Source organism: Pseudarthrobacter polychromogenes, from assembly GCF_014644495.1.
GTDB lineage: Bacteria > Actinomycetota > Actinomycetes > Actinomycetales > Micrococcaceae > Arthrobacter > Arthrobacter polychromogenes.
In genome coordinates, this window is sequence record NZ_BMKU01000003.1 from 319,877 (window position 1) to 339,446 (window position 19,570).

Annotated in this window: 16 protein-coding genes; 9 read left to right on the top strand and 7 right to left on the bottom strand. The window is 66.9% G+C overall.

All coding sequences use genetic code 11. The features are described from left to right. Positions 1-93 precede the first annotated feature (93 nt). Together guaB and IEX43_RS07110 are read left to right on the top strand one after the other, a co-directional pair. Positions 94-1,605 (top strand): IMP dehydrogenase, encoded by a 1,512-nt coding sequence (gene guaB, locus IEX43_RS07105; protein ID WP_066277678.1) that lies wholly within the window; start codon positions 94-96, stop codon positions 1,603-1,605. A 17-nt stretch (positions 1,606-1,622) separates the two neighbouring features. Continuing rightward, complete coding sequence (locus tag IEX43_RS07110; protein ID WP_229666347.1) at positions 1,623-3,524, top strand: ABC transporter ATP-binding protein; 1,902 nt, start codon at positions 1,623-1,625, stop codon at positions 3,522-3,524. Here the strand turns inward: IEX43_RS07110 and IEX43_RS07115 are convergent. The 4 genes from IEX43_RS07115 to IEX43_RS07130 form a co-directional block, all read right to left on the bottom strand. Further along, entirely contained in the window at positions 3,463-4,068 is a 606-nt protein-coding gene (locus tag IEX43_RS07115; RefSeq protein WP_188809667.1) for a hypothetical protein, read from the bottom strand. The two genes, IEX43_RS07110 and IEX43_RS07115, sit on opposite strands and share 62 nt — an antisense overlap. Before the next feature lie 77 nt (positions 4,069-4,145). Next, on the bottom strand, positions 4,146-4,793 hold the full coding sequence (locus IEX43_RS07120) for a hypothetical protein (protein ID WP_188809668.1): 648 nt from the start codon (positions 4,791-4,793) through the stop codon (positions 4,146-4,148). After that, complete coding sequence (locus IEX43_RS07125; protein ID WP_188809669.1) at positions 4,790-5,422, bottom strand: hypothetical protein; 633 nt, start codon at positions 5,420-5,422, stop codon at positions 4,790-4,792. The genes IEX43_RS07120 and IEX43_RS07125 overlap by 4 nt, the downstream gene beginning before the upstream one ends. Positions 5,423-5,474: 52 nt before the next feature. After that, entirely contained in the window at positions 5,475-6,377 is a 903-nt protein-coding gene (locus IEX43_RS07130; RefSeq protein WP_188809670.1) for a hypothetical protein, read from the bottom strand. A gap of 172 nt (positions 6,378-6,549) precedes the next feature. Between IEX43_RS07130 and IEX43_RS07135 the strand changes: the two genes are divergently transcribed. From IEX43_RS07135 to IEX43_RS07165, 7 genes are all read left to right on the top strand, one after another. Then, complete coding sequence (locus IEX43_RS07135) at positions 6,550-7,686, top strand: GuaB3 family IMP dehydrogenase-related protein (protein ID WP_188809671.1); 1,137 nt, start codon at positions 6,550-6,552, stop codon at positions 7,684-7,686. A gap of 123 nt (positions 7,687-7,809) precedes the next feature. Then, a complete protein-coding gene (locus tag IEX43_RS07140) occupies positions 7,810-9,549 on the top strand; it encodes a glycerol-3-phosphate dehydrogenase/oxidase (RefSeq protein WP_188809672.1) in 1,740 nt (579 codons plus the stop codon). A 41-nt stretch (positions 9,550-9,590) separates the two neighbouring features. Then, on the top strand, positions 9,591-10,079 hold the full coding sequence (locus IEX43_RS07145) for a PTS sugar transporter subunit IIA (RefSeq protein WP_188727548.1): 489 nt from the start codon (positions 9,591-9,593) through the stop codon (positions 10,077-10,079). A gap of 92 nt (positions 10,080-10,171) precedes the next feature. Continuing rightward, positions 10,172-11,008, top strand: coding sequence for an SURF1 family protein (locus tag IEX43_RS07150; RefSeq protein ID WP_188809673.1), 837 nt, complete (start codon positions 10,172-10,174; stop codon positions 11,006-11,008). After that, positions 11,005-11,535, top strand: coding sequence for a DUF3817 domain-containing protein (locus IEX43_RS07155; RefSeq protein ID WP_188809674.1), 531 nt, complete (start codon positions 11,005-11,007; stop codon positions 11,533-11,535). Before IEX43_RS07150 ends, IEX43_RS07155 begins: the two co-directional genes overlap by 4 nt. A 98-nt stretch (positions 11,536-11,633) precedes the next feature. Then, positions 11,634-13,223, top strand: a complete 1,590-nt coding sequence (gene guaA, locus IEX43_RS07160; RefSeq protein ID WP_188809675.1) for a glutamine-hydrolyzing GMP synthase — start codon at positions 11,634-11,636, stop codon at positions 13,221-13,223. Between the two features lie 130 nt (positions 13,224-13,353). Continuing rightward, the gene (locus tag IEX43_RS07165; RefSeq protein WP_188809676.1) at positions 13,354-17,562 is read left to right on the top strand and encodes a DUF4011 domain-containing protein; all 4,209 of its coding nucleotides are present in this window, start codon (positions 13,354-13,356) and stop codon (positions 17,560-17,562) included. Between the two features lie 5 nt (positions 17,563-17,567). Here the strand turns inward: IEX43_RS07165 and cpaB are convergent, their stop codons facing one another. The 3 genes from cpaB to IEX43_RS07180 all read right to left on the bottom strand — a co-directional run bounded on the left by cpaB (position 17,568) and on the right by IEX43_RS07180 (position 19,456). Beyond that, on the bottom strand, positions 17,568-18,332 hold the full coding sequence (gene cpaB / locus IEX43_RS07170) for a Flp pilus assembly protein CpaB (RefSeq protein WP_188809677.1): 765 nt from the start codon (positions 18,330-18,332) through the stop codon (positions 17,568-17,570). A 103-nt stretch (positions 18,333-18,435) separates the two neighbouring features. Then, entirely contained in the window at positions 18,436-18,705 is a 270-nt protein-coding gene (locus tag IEX43_RS07175; protein ID WP_188809678.1) for an FmdB family zinc ribbon protein, read from the bottom strand. Between the two features lie 127 nt (positions 18,706-18,832). Beyond that, a complete protein-coding gene (locus tag IEX43_RS07180; RefSeq protein WP_188809679.1) occupies positions 18,833-19,456 on the bottom strand; it encodes a 5-formyltetrahydrofolate cyclo-ligase in 624 nt (207 codons plus the stop codon). Between the last annotated feature and the right edge of the window lie 114 nt (positions 19,457-19,570).

The window sequence follows — 19,570 nt, forward strand, 5'->3', positions numbered from 1 at the left end:
GGAACATTTCCTGCACAGGCCAGTCCCGTAATGACGGGCTGGTCATCGGCTGCAACCCCTACCCGTCCAGCAACCAAGGTAAGAGGCGCACTCATGACCGAGCCCGAACACAACCCCTTTGGCTTCATTGGCCTGACCTACGACGACGTCCTGCTCCTGCCTGGACACACCGAGGTCATCCCGTCGGAGGCTGACACGTCCTCGCGGATTTCCAAGCGGATTTCGGTTCACACGCCGCTGCTGTCCGCGGCCATGGACACTGTCACCGAATCACGGATGGCCATCGCCATGGCACGCCAGGGCGGCCTGGGCGTCATCCACCGCAACCTGTCCATCCAGGACCAGGCGGACCAGGTGGACCGGGTAAAGCGCAGCGAGTCAGGGATGATTACCAACCCGCTGACCATCGGCCCGCAGGCCACGCTTGCTGAGCTGGATGAGATCTGCTCGCAGTACCGCGTCTCCGGCCTGCCGGTGGTCGACGAGGACATGCGCCTGCTCGGCATCGTCACCAACCGCGACACCCGCTTTGTCCCCGAGTCCGACTTCCCGCTGCGGCTGGTCAGCGACGTCATGACCAAAATGCCGCTCGTCACCGGACACGTGGGGATCAGCCGCGAGGAAGCCTCGCACAAGCTGGCCACCAACAAGATCGAGAAGCTCCCCCTGGTGGATGAGCAGGGCCGGCTCAAGGGCCTGATCACCACCAAGGACTTCACCAAGGCCGAGCAGTACCCGCTGGCCACCAAGGACGACGAAGGCCGGCTCCGCGTGGGTGCAGCCATCGGCTTCTTCGGGGACGGCTGGGAGCGCGCCATGGCACTGGTGGACGCCGGCGTCGATGCGCTGTTCGTGGACACCGCCAACGGCCACTCGCAGGGCGTGCTGGACATGATCCGCCGCCTCAAGTCCGATCCCGTGGCGGCGCACGTGGACGTCATCGGCGGCCAGGCAGCAACCCGGGAAGGCGCCCAGGCCCTGATCGACGCCGGCGCCGACGGCATCAAGGTGGGCGTGGGACCGGGCTCCATCTGCACCACCCGCGTGGTGGCCGGTGTGGGCGTCCCGCAGATCACTGCCATCTATGAATCCGCCAAGGCAGCCATTCCCGCCGGCGTGCCGCTCATTGCCGACGGCGGCCTGCAGTACTCCGGCGACATCGGCAAGGCCCTCGTGGCCGGTGCCGACACCGTGATGCTTGGCTCCCTGCTGGCCGGCTGCGACGAATCGCCGGGCGAGCTGATCTTCGTCAACGGCAAGCAGTTCAAGTCCTACCGTGGGATGGGCTCCCTGGGCGCCATGCAGTCCCGCGGCAAGAACACGTCCTACTCGAAGGACCGGTACTTCCAGGCCGACGTCTCCGGCGATGACAAGCTCATTCCCGAAGGCATCGAGGGACGTGTGGCCTACCGCGGTCCGCTGTCCTCGGTGGCCTACCAGCTGGTGGGCGGCCTGCGCCAGACCATGTTCTACACCGGCGCGCCCACCGTGGCCGAGCTGAAGGCCCGCGGCAAGTTCGTCCGGATCACCCCGGCCGGCCTGAAGGAATCGCACCCGCACGATATCCAGATGACCGTCGAAGCGCCGAACTACGGTTCCCGCTGACAACGCCTCCTGAACGGGTGAACACCCCTGCGAAGGGCCAGCCGCCACGGCGGCTGGCCCTTCGTCCGTATGCCCGGGCCGTAGCCCAGGTGCTGAGGGTCAGTTTCCGGGCCTCGCCGGGCGCCGTGGTCATGAAGGTGCTCGGCTCGCTGATCTCGGCCGTGCTTCCGCTGGTCACCACCTACTTCGCCGCCCTGACCACCACGGCGCTGGCCGCCGCCTATGCCGGTGACGCCGACGCCGGCCAGCGGGCGATCGTCTACGTCATCATCACCGCCGCCCTGGGGCTCTTCTGGGGCGCGTTCAGCAGCGTGGACCGCTACATCCAGCAGCTGATGAGCTTCAAGGTGGGGGCCATCGTGGGGGACCAGATGTACGAGCGGTTCCTGGCCCTGGAATTCTGGCGGTACGACGACAAAGAAACCGTAGACCTTTACGACCGCGCGAAGCGGTTCTCCGACTCCTACGCCCGCGTCCTGGACCGCATCGCCGCCATCTTCACCCAGCTCGTGTCGGTGATCCTCGCCGTCGGGGCGCTGCTGCTGGTGAGCTGGTGGATTGCCGTGATCGTCCTGGTGGCCATCGTCCCCAGCGTCTACCTCCAGTTCAAACTTTCGCGGGAGCAGATCGCCCACTGGAACACCCAGGTGGACTCACGCCGCCAGCGCCGCATGATCGAGACCAACCTCCTCCGGCCGCAGCACATCGCCGAGATGCGGCTGTACGGGATCGTGGGCTACCTGATGGAATTCAGGTCCCGGCTGCGGGACGCGGACGAGCGCCGGCGGCTGGACTTCCAGAAGCGGTACATCCCCAAGCAGCTCGCCGCCGATGCGCTCCAATACGGCGCTGAAGTGGTGTCCCTGGTCTGGGTGGTGGGGCAGATCATCGCCCGCGCGCAGCCCGTGGGCCAGTTCCTCTACGTGCAGCAGATCGTCAGCCGGGCGCTGTCCACGGCGAACAACCTGGTGTCCTCCCTCAGCTCCATCGACGAGGACCTGGCCAACCTCAAGGACTACGAGCTCTTCATGGCCATGCCCGTGCATTCGGAGCACGCCCCGCCGCTGCTGCAGGCACCGAAGACCGTCGAGCTGAAGGACATCCGCTTCACCTACACGGGCAGCGACATCGAGGTGATCCGCGGGATCAGCCTGACCATCCGAGAGGGCCAGCACATCGCCATCGTGGGGGAAAACGGCGCCGGAAAGTCCACGCTGATCAGGATCCTGGCAGGGCTCTACCGCCCGGATTCCGGGCAGGTGCTGCTGGACGGCGTGGACCTCGCCGCCGTCGACGTCACCTCGTGGCACCGGCACCTCGCGGTGCTGAGCCAGGAATTCCTCAAGTACGAGTTCGCCACGGCCGCGGAAAACATCTACTTCGGGGACGTCGACTCGCCCCGCGACGACGCCCGCATCCGCAAGGCTGCCGCGGACGCGGAGGCGCTGGACTTCATCAACAAACTGCCCAACGGCCTGGACAACCACGTCAGCAACTGGATGGAGGACCCGCGCGGGCGTAAGGGCAGCGGACTCTCGGGCGGGCAGTGGCAGCGACTGGCCATGGCCCGGAACTTCTACCGGGACGCCTCGTTCATGGTGATGGACGAGCCAACCTCGGCCATCGACGCCCTGGCCGAGCACCGGATCTTCAGCCGCCTCTTCGCGGACCGCAGCAGCACCATCATCGCCATCAGCCACCGGCTCGCCACCATCGAGAAGGCGGACACCGTGTTCATGCTGGAGGACGGCAGGATCGTTGAGCAGGGGACGCACAAGGAACTCGTCGCGCTTCGCGGCCGCTACTTCAGGATGTTCGAATCCCAGCTCACAGGAGCAAGCCCGGAACAGGCGGAGTCTAAAACTCCGCCACCGTTGTGCGGACCCGCGCAATGCCCGGACGCGGCGGGACGCTGCTGAACCCGAACGTCACGGCGGGGCGGACCGGCGCCAGCGCGCCGGCGTCAACGCCGTTCCAGCTCACGACGGCGGCTGTGATGGAGTGCAGGTCGCTCACCCCGTAATACTCCCGCCGGCCGCTGCCCGCGGTGCCGGAGGTCCGGGAGCCGTTGCTGAGGATCCCGGCGACAGGACTGATGGCGTGCAGCCAGCCGGGGTGCACGGCAAGGCGCCGGGGGACTGCCCGCAGCACCCTGCCCAGGAGGGCCCGCCCGCCCAGGCGTGCGCTGATCGCCAGGGGACCGGCGTCGACCTCCAGCGTCCCGTGGCCAAGCTGCGCCGACAGATCAACCTCCGTGACGTCGTCGAACGTGTACGTGGCGGCGATGAAGTCCGCCACGTCCGGGCCGGGGGCCAGGAGCTGCCGGTGGCCGGAGGGCTGCTGGACCATGACGTCGGCAAAGGGCCCGAAGGGCGACTCCTGCCAGATGCCCACCACGGCGCGAAGGCCTGAGGCCGTGCCTATGCCGGCAATGTGGCCGTCGAATACCCACCGTGAACCCATAAGGCAACTGTAGCCAACCGGGCTCCGGCCGGTGCCTGCAGGCCGGGGTGGCGGAATTGCAGCCCGCCCCCGGGCGCTCAGAGTGGGCCGTAGCCTGCGTTGCCGTGGGGATCGCGCCAGACGGCCAGGTCCTGTTCCACAGCGCTGCGGAGTTCCGGGTTCGCCTGGACCCGCTGCCGGAACGACTGCCGGGAGCGGCCCATCACTGCCGACGGGACCACAATGCAGGCCACCAGGAGAGCCAGGAGGAGCACGAAGGACCCCACCAGTGTTGCGGCCGTGCCGTCGTCTTTTGCGAGGGCAGAGGGCAGGTACAGGGACAGGATGCCGCCCAGGGCAACCGCCAGTACCGACACCATGGTGATGCCGCCACGGGCGGAGCCCGGGCCGCGGCTGATCAGAATCCGGCTGGTATTGGGCAGCCGGGCACGGACCCGCTTCCACGAGGAGATTCCCAGCAGCATCAGGACGGCCCCCAGAGGGGCGAGGACCAGCACGGCGGCCGGATTTCCTGACATGGCCGAAAAGAACGCCCCTGCCAGGGCGAGGACGGGTCCGCCGGCGATCGCGCTGCTCCAGCCGGCCGCCAGGGTTCCTTGAGTATCGGCCAGCTGCCGCAGCCGGGACGGAGCGTTCGGCGGGCTGACCCTGGCCAGTTCAGGGGAGAGCCAGTGGTCCAGGGAATGCGCAGGCGCGCCGGCGGGGAAAGGAATGTGATGAGTCATGCCGGCAGCAGGCCCAGTCCCTGGCGCAGCCGGTCTTCGAGGTCTTCCGGCCGCAGCGCTGCAGGGGCGGGCTGTGCGTCGTCGCCGGTGACAATCTCCAGGGACCCGTCCGGCGCCACCTTGATATGGACGGAGTGGAAGGTGCCGTCGGGAAGATGCCGGCGGACCGTCCCCGCCGCCGGGCGTCCGTCCGGTGCGGTTCCGAGGTAGAAGGTGACCATCTCGACGGCGGTGGTGAACATGCCGTCGGCATCGGTCAGGGGACGCAGCTCGTGGACGCCGTATTTGCTGAGGCTGAGGACCAACGCGCCGGTGCCTGAGCCGAACAGGAAGTAGACGTGTTCGGCTTTGGGAGTGACCAGGGCGACCTCCAGCCAGGCATCCGAGTCCGCCAGGACACCTGCAACGCCGGTGGCAGGCCCGGCCGGCACGAGGCTCTCCCCCTCGACCGTCATGAGCCCGCGTTCCAGGAGGGTGGCCACACCTGCCTGCTCGAGGGGGGCGCCGGCGGCGTGGTCCAGCCGGAACAAACTCTGGCATTTGAGCGCCCCCGTGGTTCCCGCCAGGGCGATCAGGGCAATGAGTTCGTGTTCGGTGATGAGCAGTGGTGCGTCTTCTTGAATGGTCACGGCAGCCTTTGGGTCGACAGGTCTCAGGAATGATTCTAGGGAAGCCGGGGTGTCAGGTGAGCCAGCCCCAGACCTTCTTGGCGCCGTCGGCTACGGCATCCACGGTCTTTTGAGCACCGTCGGCCACGGCGTCGGCGGTTTTCTTGGCCGCATCTGCGACCATTTCGGAGGCCGAACCGTAACCGAGGTTCGAGGCCAGCAGGCCCATTCCGCCCCAGGCAATCCCGGCTACTGCAAAAAATGGGCCGGCCCCGGGGATGAAGCTTCCGGCCGCAAGGACGGCGGAGACGCCGCCGTCGATCGCCATCCCGGTATTGCCTGTATGGACGCTATGGGCGATTTGCAATCCGCCGGTGATGATTCCCAGGCCGCCGGACAGGCGTCCCAGCATGGACGTGCCGTTGAGGAGCTGTGTTCCGCGTACATACCCAACCCCCGGAACCTGGGCGTACTGCGCGCTCAGCCAGGGCCATTTTGTGAGCTTTGTGAGGAGCCCGCCATTGGCCATGGTGGCCAGGAGGTTATCCGTGTAAAGACCTGCCGCGGTCACTGCGGCATTGGCGCCCCACCAGCCGGGGCTGCCGGCAACGGCAAGGACAGCGTCGAGCGGGCCGGGCGCGGTGTCACCCGGTCCTCCAGGCGCTGTGGGGGTGGCCGGCCCCCCGGAGCCCGGGCCTGCGCCGCTGGTGGTGCTGGCTGTTTCCTGCTCGTCAGCCTGCGTGAGGAGCAACTTTGAGGCGTCGAGCAGTGACTGCGAAGACTGCTTCATCATGGGGCGCCACGTGTCGCTCCATTCGCGGCGGAAGCGACCGCCGTCGTTGCCCCTCCAGTCAATGCCCGCTACCAGGCTCGTAATTTGGCGCTCGGTTTCCATCAGGCGCAACCCCGAACGGTCCATGGATTTGGACAAGGACCGCAACTGCTCAATGTCGGCACCGTAGAGGCCAGGGGCCATGGTTGGTTCTCCTTGGAGATGGGCACGGGAGCGTTCACCGAAGCCCCCGGGCCCTAGGCTACGGACTTCTTCGGTTCCCCGCCATGGGCACCGCTGCCCATCCCGGCCGGTGCCTAACCCCTCACGTCCGTCCCAGACAAGGACAACACGGCCGCTGGGATAACCTAGAGCAGTGACTTACGAGATCGAGATCGGCCGTGGCAAGCGTGGGCGTCGTGCCTACTCCCTGGATGACATAGCAATCGTCCCTAACCGTCGTACCCGCGACCCCAAGGACGTCTCCGTCTCCTGGCAGATTGACGCCTACAAGTTCGACATGCCCGTCATTGCGGCGCCCATGGACTCGGCCATGTCCCCGCAGACTGCCATTGCACTGGGCAGGCTCGGCGGCCTCGGCGTCCTGGACCTTGAAGGCCTGTGGACCCGGTACGAGGACCCGCAGCCCATCCTGGACGAGATCGGCGCGCTGGAGGATGAAACCAACAGCCCGGCTGTGACCGGCCGCATGCAGGAGCTGTACAAGGCGCCCATCCAGCCTGAGCTGATCACGTCCCGCCTGGCGGAGATCCGCGAGGCCGGCGTGACGGTGGCGGGATCCCTGACCCCGCAGCGCACCCAGGAGCACTACAAGACCGTGGTGGCCGCCGGCGTCGACATTTTTGTCATCCGTGGCACCACCGTGTCCGCCGAGCATGTCTCCAAGGACGACGAACCCCTGAACCTCAAGCAGTTCATCTACGAGCTGGATGTTCCCGTGATCGTGGGCGGTGCGGCCGGCTACACGCCCGCGCTGCACCTCATGCGCACCGGTGCCGCCGGTGTGCTGGTGGGCTTCGGCGGGGGCGCCACCACCACCACCCGCCGGGCGCTGGGCATCCATTCGCCCATGGCATCCGCCATTTCCGACGTCGCTGCCGCCCGCCGCGACTACATGGACGAGTCCGGTGGGCGTTACGTCCATGTCATCGCCGACGGCGGCATGGGCTCCTCGGGAGACATCGTCAAGGCGATTGCCATGGGAGCCGACGCCGTGATGTTGGGCAGCGCCCTGGCGCGGGCCGAAGAGGCGCCGGGCAAGGGATGGCACTGGGGCCAGGAAGCCCACCACCTCGAACTTCCCCGTGGCGACCGCGCCAACGTGGGCACCGTGGGACCGCTGGAGGAAGTGCTCTTCGGGCCGGGCCACCACACCAACGGAACCTCCAACCTCATTGGCGCCCTGCGCCGCTCCATGGCGACCACCGGCTACTCGGACCTGAAGGAATTCCAGCGGGTCGACGTCGTGGTTTCCCCGTACTCCGGAAACTGACGCTCTCCCCTTGGAACCAGGAGGGCGGCTGCGGCGGCATCCAGCCGCTGCCCTCCTGCCCAAGCGTGCCGCAAGCAAGTAGGGTGGTTTTACTACCGGCACTTGAGGCACTGGAGGCGTTCAATGAAGAATTTTCCTGTTAACGGCGGGGCCCTTGGCCCGGAAGCCAGGGAAGCATCCATCCAACGGCTGCGCGCCACGGCGGACCCCGGCCAGGAACTGGACATCCTCATCGTCGGCGGCGGCATCGTTGGCACCGGGGCAGCACTGGACGCCGTCACCCGCGGCCTCAGCGTCGGCATCGTTGAAGCGAACGACTGGGCTGCCGGTACGTCCTCCCGGTCATCGAAACTCATCCACGGCGGCCTCCGCTACCTGGAGATGCTCGATTTCGGCCTCGTAAAGGAAGCGCTGCAGGAGCGGGGACTGCTGCTCTCCGAACTGGCGCCGCACCTGGCCCGGCCCGTGCCCTTCCTGTATCCGCTGACCAAGCCCTTCCTCGAACGGCCCTACGTCGGCGCCGGAATCGCGCTCTACGACGTCCTGTCGGTGTCCGGCGGCCACAGCCGGGGAGTGCCGTTCCACAAGCACCTCAGCAAACGGGGCACCCTGCGTGCTGCCCCCAGCCTCAAGAACGACGCCTTCGTGGGCTCCATCCGCTACTACGACGGCCAGGTGGATGACGCGAAGTACTGCGCCAACCTGGTCCGGACCGCCGCCTACTATGGCGCCCATGCCGTCAACCAGATGAAGGTGGTGGATTTCCTCCGCGAAGGCGAACGGGTGGTGGGCGCAAAGGTCGTCAACCATGAGGACGGGACCGAGTTCAACATCCGCGCCAAGCAGGTCATCAACGCCACCGGGGTGTGGACGGACGAAACCCAGGCCATGGTGACCGACCGCGGCCAGTTGAAGGTCCGTGCCTCCAAGGGCATCCACCTGGTGGTACCGCGGGACCGTTTCCAGTCCACTGTCGGCCTGATCCTGCGCACCGAAAAGTCCGTGCTGTTCGTCATTCCATGGGGCCGGCACTGGATCATCGGCACCACGGACACCGACTGGAACCTGGACAAAGCCCATCCGGCTGCCTCCAGCAAGGACATCGACTACATCCTGGACCACGTCAACAAGGTCCTTAAGCGGCCGCTGACCCGCGAAGATGTTGAGGGCGTCTACGCCGGCCTGCGCCCGCTGCTCGCCGGGGAAAACGACTCCACTGCCAAGCTGTCCCGTGAACACGTGGTGGCCCATCCCGTTCCCGGCCTGGTGGTGGTGGCCGGCGGAAAGTGGACCACCTACCGGGTCATGGCCAAGGACGCGGTGGACGAGGCCACCCGCACCATGGACGAGCGGGTCCCGCCCAGCTGCACGGAAACCATTCCGCTGCTGGGCGCCAGCGGTTTCAGGGCAGCCTGGAACCGCCGCAACCGGACCGCCGAGGAGTCCGGCGTGCATGTTGCGCGGGTTGAGCACTTGCTGAACCGCTATGGATCCATGACCTCCGAGGTCCTGTCCATCATCGAGGAGAATCCGGCCCTCGCGGAGCCCCTTCCGGGCGCCGACGACTACCTCCAGGCCGAGGCCGTCTACGCCGCAACCCATGAGGGCGCCCGCCACGTCCATGATGTGCTGACCCGAAGGACACGGATTTCCATCGAAGCCTGGGACCGCGGAGTGTCCGCTGTTCCTGTTGTCGCTAAACTAATGGGTGACGTCCTTGGCTGGAGTGACGCCCAGCGTGAAAACGAAGTGCGGCACTACATTGCACGGGTGGAGGCCGAACGCCTCAGCCAACAACAGCCGGACGACGAATCCGCAGACGCCGCCCGCCTGGGCGTGGAAGACATCGTGCCCCTGCGCTGAGGGATTCACGGCACCAGCAACGCTGACTGAAGGGATACGCCTTGGCGGAACCACTTGACCGGTACGATGCCGAGCTCACCACGCCCGATATGGTGATTTTGGAATTGGAGGCTAAGGACAAGGTCGACGCCGCTACCCAGCTCGCCAAGCGGCTGCATGCCGCCGGGCGTATCTCGGACCTGGACGGGTTCCTCAAGCATGTGAACGCCCGGGAACACCAGCTGGCTACGGGACTGCCGGGCGGCATCGGCCTGCCGCACGCCCGCAGCGAGTTCGTCTCCCGCACCTCGATCGCGGTAGGAATCACCAAATACGGGCACGCCCTCGATTTCGGTGCCGCGGACGGTCCGGCAACGGTGATCCTGCTGATTGCCACCCCGGCGAGTTCGTTCTCCGACCACCTTGAGGTCCTGGCAACGCTGGCCCGGTCCCTCTCCAAGGAATCGTTCCGGGAGTCGCTGCGCCGGGCCTACGATCCCGACATGATCGCCGAACTCATCAACTCGAGCCTGGTGTTCTTCGATCACTGACCCGACTGCGGCACCGGTCCGGCGAGGAGCCAGGACCCCGGCTCTGGCCTCGCGTTTAGTTGTTCTACAGCGCTACGAAGTACGGTTAAGACGTGTGGAAAACAGCCCTTAAGCCCCGATGGATCGCCGGTTTTGTCTTCGCGATCGCTGTTTCCGGGGTCTTCGTGTTGCTGAGCCAGTGGCAGTTCGGGCGCTCCACCCAGCCTGAAGTGCCCACGAACCCGGCCACCGAGCAGGTCCAGCCGCTAACGGACACCCTCCAGCCGGGCGAGTTCTTCCACGGAACCGACGCGGACCAGATGGTCTCGGCGCAGGGATCCTATGACCCCGCAAAACAGCTCCTGGTACCGGGGCGGCTGCATGACGGCAAGACAGGCTACTGGGTGGTGTCCGCGTTCGCCGTCGACGGGGCACCGGCCCTGACCGGCGCCGCAGCCTCACCGCAGACCTGGATCCCGGTGGCCCGCGGCTGGGTGGCGGAACCCGGCGATGCCCCAGCACCGCCGTCGGGCACCCTTGAACTGATCGGGCGGCTGCTGCCGTCCGAGGCGCCCGTCCCGGGAACGGCACCCAATCCAGGTGAGGCGACGGCGGTGTCCGTGGCAGAGCTGATCAACTACTGGGAGGTCAGCAGCTACCCCGGATTCGTGGCCGCCACCGCCGAAGTAGCCGACGGCGTGGACCTCAGCGCCGCCGCGGTGCCGGGCGAACTCCTTCCCCTGGACATCGGCCCGCAGCCGCCCGCCCAGCAGATCAACTGGCTCAACCTCTTCTACTCGCTCGAGTGGGTGGTCTTCGCCGGCTTCGCCCTCTTCATCTGGTGGCGGCTCGTGAAGGACGACTACCACCGCGACCTTGAGGAAAGCCTCGAGGACAGCGATGAAGACAACCAGCACCCAGAACACAACGAGCAAAAGGTACAGCCATGATTGACCCTAAACCGGCAAACCCAGCAGCCGCCGCAGGCACTGACGCAGGCATAAATGCAGGCCCTAAAGCGGGCGGCAAGAAGCGCCGTTTTGGCGGAACCGAGGCCCAGATCCGCTCGGCCCTGAAGTTCTACAAGGTGCTGGCCTACCTCACCGGTGGCATGCTGCTGCTGCTGTGCGCCGAACTGGTTGCCCGCTACGGGTTCGGGCAGTACCTCTTCGCCGGGGGAACCAATGCCGTCACTGGCCAGCCCTTCGGGTTCGGCTTCGCAGATGCCGAACCTCCGGGAGTCCTGGGCGGCGTCAACCTGTCCGTAGCTGTCCTGATTGTTCACGGCTGGATGTACGTGGTGTACCTGATGTCCAACTTCCGGCTCTGGGCGCTGATGCGCTGGCCGTTCCTCAAGCTGATCCTGCTGGCCCTCGGCGGCGTGGTCCCTTTCCTCTCCTTCATCGTTGAAAAGAAGTTCCACGCCGAGGTGGAAGCCGAGCTCGCGGCGAACCCCCAGGCACCCCAGCGCTACTGACCGGTTGTCAGGCGGGAATGCGGGCGCTGACAGTTCGCTCCGTCACAGCCCGGCTTCTCAAGATGCGCCGGTGCAACGGCGCCCAGTAGGCTAGTACGGTGACTACTCCCACTGCATCCCAGACTTCCCAGAAGCCGGTGCTGGTTGTTGACTACGGTGCCCAGTACGCGCAGCTTATTGCCCGCCGCGTCCGGGAAGCGAATGTGTATTCGGAAGTGGTTCCGCATACCTACACAACCGAGCAGCTCCTGGCCAAGAACCCCGCCGCCATCATCCTTTCGGGCGGCCCCTCGAGTGTCTACGCCGACGGCGCCCCCCGCGTCGGTGCCGACCTCTTCGAAGCCGGCGTCCCCGTCTTCGGCATCTGCTACGGCTTCCAGGCAATGGCCAACGCCCTCGGGGGCAAGGTGGACAGGACCGGGCTGCGGGAGTACGGCTCCACTGAAACCACCATCCTTGGCGAGGGCCGTTCCGTGCTGGAGGGCATGCCCCAGCACCAGAACACCTGGATGAGCCACGGCGATTCCGTCCACGAGGCGCCGGAGGGCTTCGAGGTCCTTGCGACGACGGCGGGCGCCGAAGTGGCTGCCTTCGCCAACGAGGAAAAAGGCCTGTTCGGAGTGCAGTGGCACCCCGAAGTGAAGCACTCCGCTTACGGTCAGCAGGTCCTGGAGAACTTCCTCTTCAAGGGCGCCAAGCTGGAACCCAACTGGACCACGGGCAACATCCTCGACGAGCAGGTGGAGCGGATCCGGAAGCAGGTCGGCGACGCCCGGGTCATCTGCGGCCTCTCCGGGGGAGTGGACTCCGCTGTCGCCGCCGCACTTGTCCAGCGCGCCGTCGGGGACCAGCTCACCTGTGTGTTCGTGGACCACGGCCTGCTGCGCGAGGGCGAAGCCGAACAGGTGGAGCGCGACTTCGTGGCGGCCACCGGCGTGAAGCTGTATGTCGCCAACGAACAGGAACGCTTCCTGTCCGCCCTGGCCGGCGTGAGCGATCCCGAAACCAAGCGCAAGATCATCGGCCGCGAATTCATCCGCGCCTTCGAAGAAGCTGAACTTGCCATCATCGCCGAGGCTGCAGCCCACGGTGAGAAGATCAAGTTCCTGGTCCAGGGCACCCTCTACCCGGACGTCGTCGAATCCGGGGGCGGCGAAGGTGCGGCGAACATCAAGAGCCACCACAACGTGGGCGGCCTTCCCGAGGACCTGCAGTTCGAACTCGTTGAACCCCTGCGTGCACTCTTCAAGGACGAGGTCCGCGCCGTCGGAGCCCAGCTTGGCCTGCCGCAGGAGATCGTTGGCCGCCAGCCCTTCCCCGGCCCCGGCCTCGGCATCCGCATCGTCGGCGAGGTCACCAAGGAACGGCTCGACCTGCTGCGCAAGGCCGACGCAATCGCCCGCGCCGAGCTCACCGCAGCCGGCCTGGACAGCGAAGTCTGGCAGATGCCGGTCGTCCTGCTGGCGGATGTCCGCAGCGTGGGCGTCATGGGTGACGGCCGCACCTACGGCCACCCGATCGTGCTCCGTCCGGTCTCCTCCGAGGACGCCATGACGGCGGACTGGTCACGGCTCCCGTACGAGCTGCTGGCCCGGATCTCCAATCGGATCACCAACGAGGTGGAGGGCGTGAACCGTGTGGTGCTGGACGTCACCAGCAAGCCGCCGGGAACCATCGAGTGGGAATAGCATCCTGAGTGGCCGGCTTCCGCCAAGGGAGCCGGCCACTGGTGTTCCCGGGGCAAAAACCTCCGCAAATTAGGCCCATCACGTGTTGCGGTCTCTCAGTCCCGCCGTCTTAGCGGCTACGCTCGAACGTATGCCGGTATGGTCCAGGACGTCACGTGCAAACGCAGAAAAGAAGGCAGAAGTGTCAGTTGGTCAAGGCCACCCGGAGGGCTCCGAGGAGCTCCGCAAATGGCTGTCCGGGCTCAAGCCCGTTACCGGGGCAGACACGATGCTGCGCTTCACCAAAACGCCTGAAGGCTCCATCGACCTGACGCACGCGCACCCGTCCGGCCTGGCCCAGCTGATGGCCGGGCGCAAGACGCGCCTCTCCACCCTGATCCGGGACCGGCAGCAGTACGTGGTGGCAGCCCGGGCTTCCCGGAACATCCGCTCGAAGATTTTCGAGCTGGCCAACGACCGCGGCATCGACGCCGGCTACCTCTCTGCCGGCACCGTTGTGTGGACGTCCGCCGTGGGCGGCAAACCGCAGCGCATCTCGGCGCCGGTCATGCTCACCGCCATTTCGCTGACCGTCCGGCCCGGGGAGGACGACTACGAACTCCAGCTGACGGAGCAGGCGCATATCAACCCCGCGCTGGTGCGGCACCTGAAGAACATCCACGGCATCGTCTTCGACGTCAACGCCGTCACCCGGCTGGCCTACAGCACTGCCCGTTTCGATCCGCAGCCCGTCCTGGACCGGCTGGGCACCCTGATCAGGCCCATCCATGGCGCCGAGGCCCAGCACAACCTGCTGGTCTCCACCTTCGCCGACCTCTCCGGCAACCTGGACGACCCCTGGATCAACGACTCCAACCCGCTTATTTCCGCCCTGGCCACTGCGGGCGGCGGCGAAATGGTGGACGTGGAGCAGCCGGACCCCTCCCGCTTCCCTTCCCTGGACACCAGGCACCCCAAGGACGAGCTGCTTCTGCTGGACGCGGACACCGACCAGCAGTACGTCATTGATGCTGCCCGTGCCGGCGACTCGCTGGTTGTCAGCAGCCCGCCGGGTACCGGCCAGACGCAGACTGCCATCAACACCATCGGTGCGCTGGTGGATGCCGGAAAGACTGTCCTGGTGGTCGGGGACCGCCGTGCCAGCCTCAACGAAGTGTCCGGCCAGCTGGAAGGCCTGGGCCTGGAGTCCATCCTGTTCCAGCTGTCAGGGAACGTCACCGCCCAGCAGCTCAAGGCCCAGCTGGTCCGTGCGATTGTCCGCAACGAAAAGTCGCTGGAACCCCAGCTCGGAAACCTCCACACCACGTTGACCGAGCACCGCCACGCCCTGATGGACCATGTGGCCTCGCTCCACAACGTCCGCCAGCGGTGGGGATGCTCGCCGTACCAGGCCATGCAGTCGCTGGCGGAGCTGACGTCAATCCACCCGGCGCCGGCCACCACGGTGCGGCTGAAGCGGAGCGTCCTGGACAACATCCGGGACCGTGAGGAGCTTGCCAGCCGGCTCAAGCGTGCGGCGGAGCTGGGCAGCTTCAGCAAGGCATCAACCGCCAGCCCGTGGCACGGCGCCCGGCTGCTGACGCGGAAGGAGACCGAGGAAGCCCAGGAGCTGGTCCGCTCCGTGGAGAAGAGCCTGCCCGTCCTCCGCGACCGCATGAAGGCAGTAGCCGAGCACGCGGAGATCCGGCTCGGTACCTCCTTCGCCGAGTGGGGCGAGCAGCTCGAGCTCCTGGTGGCGGTACGCGGAAGCCTGGACAAGTTCACCCCGGACATCTTCGACCGTCCGGTCACCGACCTCATTTCGGCTACCGCGCCCTCATCCTGGCGCAAGGAACGCGGCATCGACATGACGTCCATGCAGCGCTCAAGGCTGCGCAGGGTGGCGAAGGAGTACGTCAGGCCCGGAGTCCACATCGCCGACCTTCACACGTCGCTGCTCCTGGTCCAGGAGCAGCGGGCGCTGTGGGCAGGCTATGCCACCACGCAGCGGCATCCCGCCGTTCCGTCGGGGCTCGCCGAAATGAATGCGATGTACAGGTCCCTGGACAGCGACCTGTCCCGCCTGGGGGAGGCCCTTCGGCACACGGCGGCGGGCGGCTCGCTCGCCACGGTCCGGTACGAGGAGCTGATGGAGCGCCTTGAACGGCTGGTGGCGGACACCGACACCCTGAAGACACTTCCGGAGCGCACGCTTCTGGTGGAGAACATGCGTGAGCACGGCCTGGGCGAGCTCCTCGCCGACCTCGCGGAGCGGGAAGTTCCGGCCGGCTCGGTTGCCGCCGAGCTTGAACTCGCGTGGTGGCAGTCGGCGCTCGAGGCAATGATCAGCGGCGACGACTACCTGGCAATGTCCGACGGCGACGCCCTCCGCAGGCTGGAGGCCGAGTACCGCCTGGCTGACAACGCCCATATCGCCAGCGGTGCCGCGCGCCTTCGCTGGGACCTCGCAGAGCGCTGGCGCAGCGCCCTCGCCGCCCACCCCCGCCAGGCGGATCTCCTCCGGAGCCTGCTCAAGGACGGCCGGGTATCCCTGCCGTCGCTGACGGCCCAGGCACCGGAACTGATCGGCACGCTGGTCCCGGTCTGGTCCGTCAGCCCCTACCTGATGACCGGCCTGCTGCCGGCGGAACAGCGCTTCGACGCCGTCGTCATCCTGGACGCAGAAGCGACGTCCCTCCAGGCTGTGCTGCCGTCCGTGGCCCGGGCCAAACAAGTCATCGCGTTCGGTGATGCGCGGATCGCCAGCCCCCGGACTTTCACGGTGGGAGTGGAAAGGCTCGCACCCGGAGAATCAGCGCACCACCGCGTGGACAGTGCTTTCAGCGCACTGTCGCAGGTGCTTCCTGTGTGGCGGCTCAACTTCGTGTACCGTGCGGTGGACGAAGACCTTGTGCTGCAGCTCAGCAAGAATTTTTACGACGGCGGCCTGCGGCGGCTGCCGGAAGGCCAGTCCGCCACCGGGCTGGACCGTTCCCTCCTGGTTGAATACCTTCCCGACGGAACCGGGTTGCCGAGCGCCGACCACGAAGGCGTCGAATCCGTGGTGGCGGAAGTCAACCGCGTTGTCCAGTTGGTCTTCGAGCACGCAAGACTCCGCCCGCGTACGTCCCTGGCCGTGGTCACGGCGAGCCTCCGCCATGCGGCCAGGATCGGGGAGTCCATCCGGCTGCAGCTGCCCAACTACCCTGGCCTGGCCGGGTTCTTTGGCGCCGGTCCCGAGTCCTTCCGGGTGGTTGACCTGGAACGGGCGCAGGGACTGGTGCGCGATCACGTCATCTTCTCGCCCGGTTTTGGCCGCACCCCGCACGGCCGCGCCCTGCACAATTTCGGGCCGCTTTCCGCCGAGGGCGGCCGGGAGAAGTTTGCCTTGGCCATGACACGGGCACGCCGGTCCATGCACGTCCTCACCTGTTTCCGGCCCGAGGACCTGGACCACACCAGGCTGAGCCACGGAGCCGTGGACCTGTACTCGCTGCTGGACCGCGAAATTGCGGGAAATACTGATCTTGGAACTCCTGCATCACGGGCTGCGGCCAGCGAGCAGGCGCTGGGGGCGGATCCCCTGGTTGCCGACCTCGGGGACCGCCTGCGTGCCCGCGGCGCACGGGTGTGGCACCAGTATGACGGCGCCATCGACGTGGTTGCCGCCGCTGATCCCCTCAGCACCATGGGTCAGGAGCACGCGGACCTGCCGTGGCCGGTTGCGATTGAATCGGACGGCACGGAGCAGTACCGGACCATGAGCGTGCGGGAGCGCAGCCGGCTGCGCCCGCAGCTGCTGGAGCGCCTGGGATGGCGCTACATGCCGCTGTGGACCATCGAGGTGTTCACCGATCCCTCCGCCTGCGCCGACAGGATTGCCGGGTACCTGGGACTCGAGAAAATGGCCCTTTCCGGCCGTGCCGCCGCGTCCGTCGCCTTCCTCGACGACGACGTGGACCAGGCGCTCAACGGGATCGACGCCGAAAGCCAGGGCGAGCGGGAACGGCTGGCCATGGCTGATGCCGGCCAGGGCGACTCCGTGCCAGCCCGCGAAGGCCTGCCAACTGCGCAGAGCGACGATCCCGCACCGGCCGGAGACCAGGACAGCAAGGAGGCGGGCACCATGCCCCAGGACCACGAAGAAGACAACGCTCCGGACGCCGGGCAGCCCGCCGAAGCTGAAGCCGGGCAGGACCAGGACGGTACACCCGGCACCGGGCCCAACAGTTCTGCGATGCCTGCGGGGCCGGCCGTGCCCAACAAGGCCTCCGAGGACGACCCCCGTGCGTGGGGTGACCGGGAAGACGACGACCACGACGCCTGGCTGAAGGAGCAGAAACCGCCGCACTGGGGCTGAGGTCCTCACGGCCCCACCAGCACGAAGAACAGCTTGCCCTGGGTGGAGGCGCCTGCGAGCCGGGCTGCCTGTTCCGCGGTTGCGGCCACAACTATCAGGCCGTCTGTCTCGGCGGTACCCAGCCACTGTCCAGTCTGGCCACCGTGGCCTGAGGTCCACAGCACGGGCACGCCGGAGGCCAGGATCTGGGGCGGGTCCTGCTGGTCGAAGCCGTTGGCCGAGGTGAGGACCACGTTCACCAGCTGCCCCGGGGAGACAAGCTGGATGGACGACGGATCTGCCATCCGAAGGGGGACGGCAGCAGATCCCGGGGGAGTGCCGGCCAGGAGGCCTGGACCGACAAGCTGGGCATCCGTGAGCAGCTGCCCCTTGCGCAGGGGCGCCGCGAGCTGCTTGCCTGCCGCTTCACCAGGTTCCTTGAGGAATCCGCTGGCCATCATGCCGGGTGGAACCTGTGCAGCGGCGAGGTCTGCCTCCGATAGTGCGGCGCCGGCGGGGATATCCCTCGCGGCGGCCAGCGCCGTCACCGTGTAGACGGGGGCGGGGGTGAGCTGGTGCACCGTGATGGCGGCCGCGGCGCAGAGCAGCAGCGCCACAGCGAGGCGCCTGTTGCGGTTCAGCCAGCCCGCGAATCGCGCGGGAGGACGCCTGCCTGTAACGCGGCCGGAGCCGCGGACCCTGCCGGGGCGGCGCAGCACTCGTGGTTTCCGGAAGTGTCCGGGATGTGGCGCGCTTGAGGTGTTCCGGCTGGACTGGCGGTATGCAGGCATGTGCCTACGCTAGGGGCGGCGCAAAGAGATCTGGCAGTGCCCTTAGCGGTATGTGGACAACCTTGCCCAACCGCCAGGCGGGCTTTGAGTCGAGGACCGTCCGTCAGCTGGCAGCGGCGGGGGCCGAAGCGGCCGGCGCGGATGCCGGCGCTGCGGCAGGAGCGGCGGGAGCAGCCGAAACCGTGCTGCCCTTGGCGTCCCGGGAGTCCGTGCGGTAGAAGCCGGAACCCTTGAAGACGACGCCCACGCTGTTGAACTTCTTGCGCAGGGCACCCTGGCACTCGGGGCAGGACGTCAGAGAGCTGTCCGAGAACGACTGGACGATGTCAAAGGCATGGCCGCAATCCTTGCAGGCGTACGCATACGTTGGCACTGGTGCTCCTCCTCTTGGGCAAACGAGAGGTCCCGGACTGCCGCTTGGTGATCCAACTGGATGTCCCATTAGCAGTCACAGGGCCTGAGTGCTAATCCTAGCATTCCCCTGCGCCATCACTTTGCGGTCAGGCGGCGTTCGCCAGGTCCCTGAATCCGGAAGGAAGCACGACGCCAGGCACGGGACGGTCGAATTCCTCCACCGGAATCGCGCCGGCGGGCAGTAATTCCCCGTCATAAAGAACTGCGGCAAGGGGAATGTGCTTCCCGGCAGACGCAAGATGGCCCAGGAACTTGTCATAGTAGCCGCCGCCCTGGCCGATCCTGCTGCCTGCGAGGTCGACGGCCGTGGCAGGGATGAACAGCGCAGCGGCTTCCCCGGCAACCTCAATCTCATGCCGGGTCCCGACCGGTTCAAGGATGGGGGCGAACCTGCTGCGCGCGAGTTCAATACCCGGGGTCCAAAAAACCCATCCCAGTTCACGCCCCGGTTCGCAGACGGGGAGCAGAACCCTGTGGCCGTCGTCGTGAAGCGCTGCGATCAGTGGCAGCGTGGGCGGTTCCGCGCCGACGCCCAGGTAGACGCACACCGTGGCCTCCTCTGCCGGCATCACCGAAGCCGCCCACGCCGCGCCGTGCTTGGCCAGGGCGGTTCCGGCCTCCCCGCGTTCCAGGGATGTCATCGCAGCCCTTCGGCGGCGGTGGGCAGCACGGATCAGGTCCTTGGCTGCTTTCGTTTCCTCGAGCGTCATGTGTTTCCTCCATAACTGCCGCGCGCGGCCGGTTACCAGTGTTGTCCATCTGTCCGGCGCCATCATGTATCACTGGCTCCGTTGTTTACTGAATGCTTGACGCTGACGTTAGAT

Coding starts and splice junctions, on each gene's coding strand:
- IEX43_RS07155 (WP_188809674.1), top strand. CDS start 11,005: ATGATTGACCCTAAACCGGCAAACCCAGCAGCCGCCGCAGGCACTGAC.
- IEX43_RS07180 (WP_188809679.1), bottom strand. CDS start 19,456: ATGACGCTCGAGGAAACGAAAGCAGCCAAGGACCTGATCCGTGCTGCC.
- IEX43_RS07120 (WP_188809668.1), bottom strand. CDS start 4,793: ATGACTCATCACATTCCTTTCCCCGCCGGCGCGCCTGCGCATTCCCTG.
- IEX43_RS07140 (WP_188809672.1), top strand. CDS start 7,810: ATGAAGAATTTTCCTGTTAACGGCGGGGCCCTTGGCCCGGAAGCCAGG.
- IEX43_RS07165 (WP_188809676.1), top strand. CDS start 13,354: ATGCCGGTATGGTCCAGGACGTCACGTGCAAACGCAGAAAAGAAGGCA.
- guaB (WP_066277678.1), top strand. CDS start 94: ATGACCGAGCCCGAACACAACCCCTTTGGCTTCATTGGCCTGACCTAC.
- IEX43_RS07130 (WP_188809670.1), bottom strand. CDS start 6,377: ATGGCCCCTGGCCTCTACGGTGCCGACATTGAGCAGTTGCGGTCCTTG.
- cpaB (WP_188809677.1), bottom strand. CDS start 18,332: ATGCCTGCATACCGCCAGTCCAGCCGGAACACCTCAAGCGCGCCACAT.
- IEX43_RS07115 (WP_188809667.1), bottom strand. CDS start 4,068: ATGGGTTCACGGTGGGTATTCGACGGCCACATTGCCGGCATAGGCACG.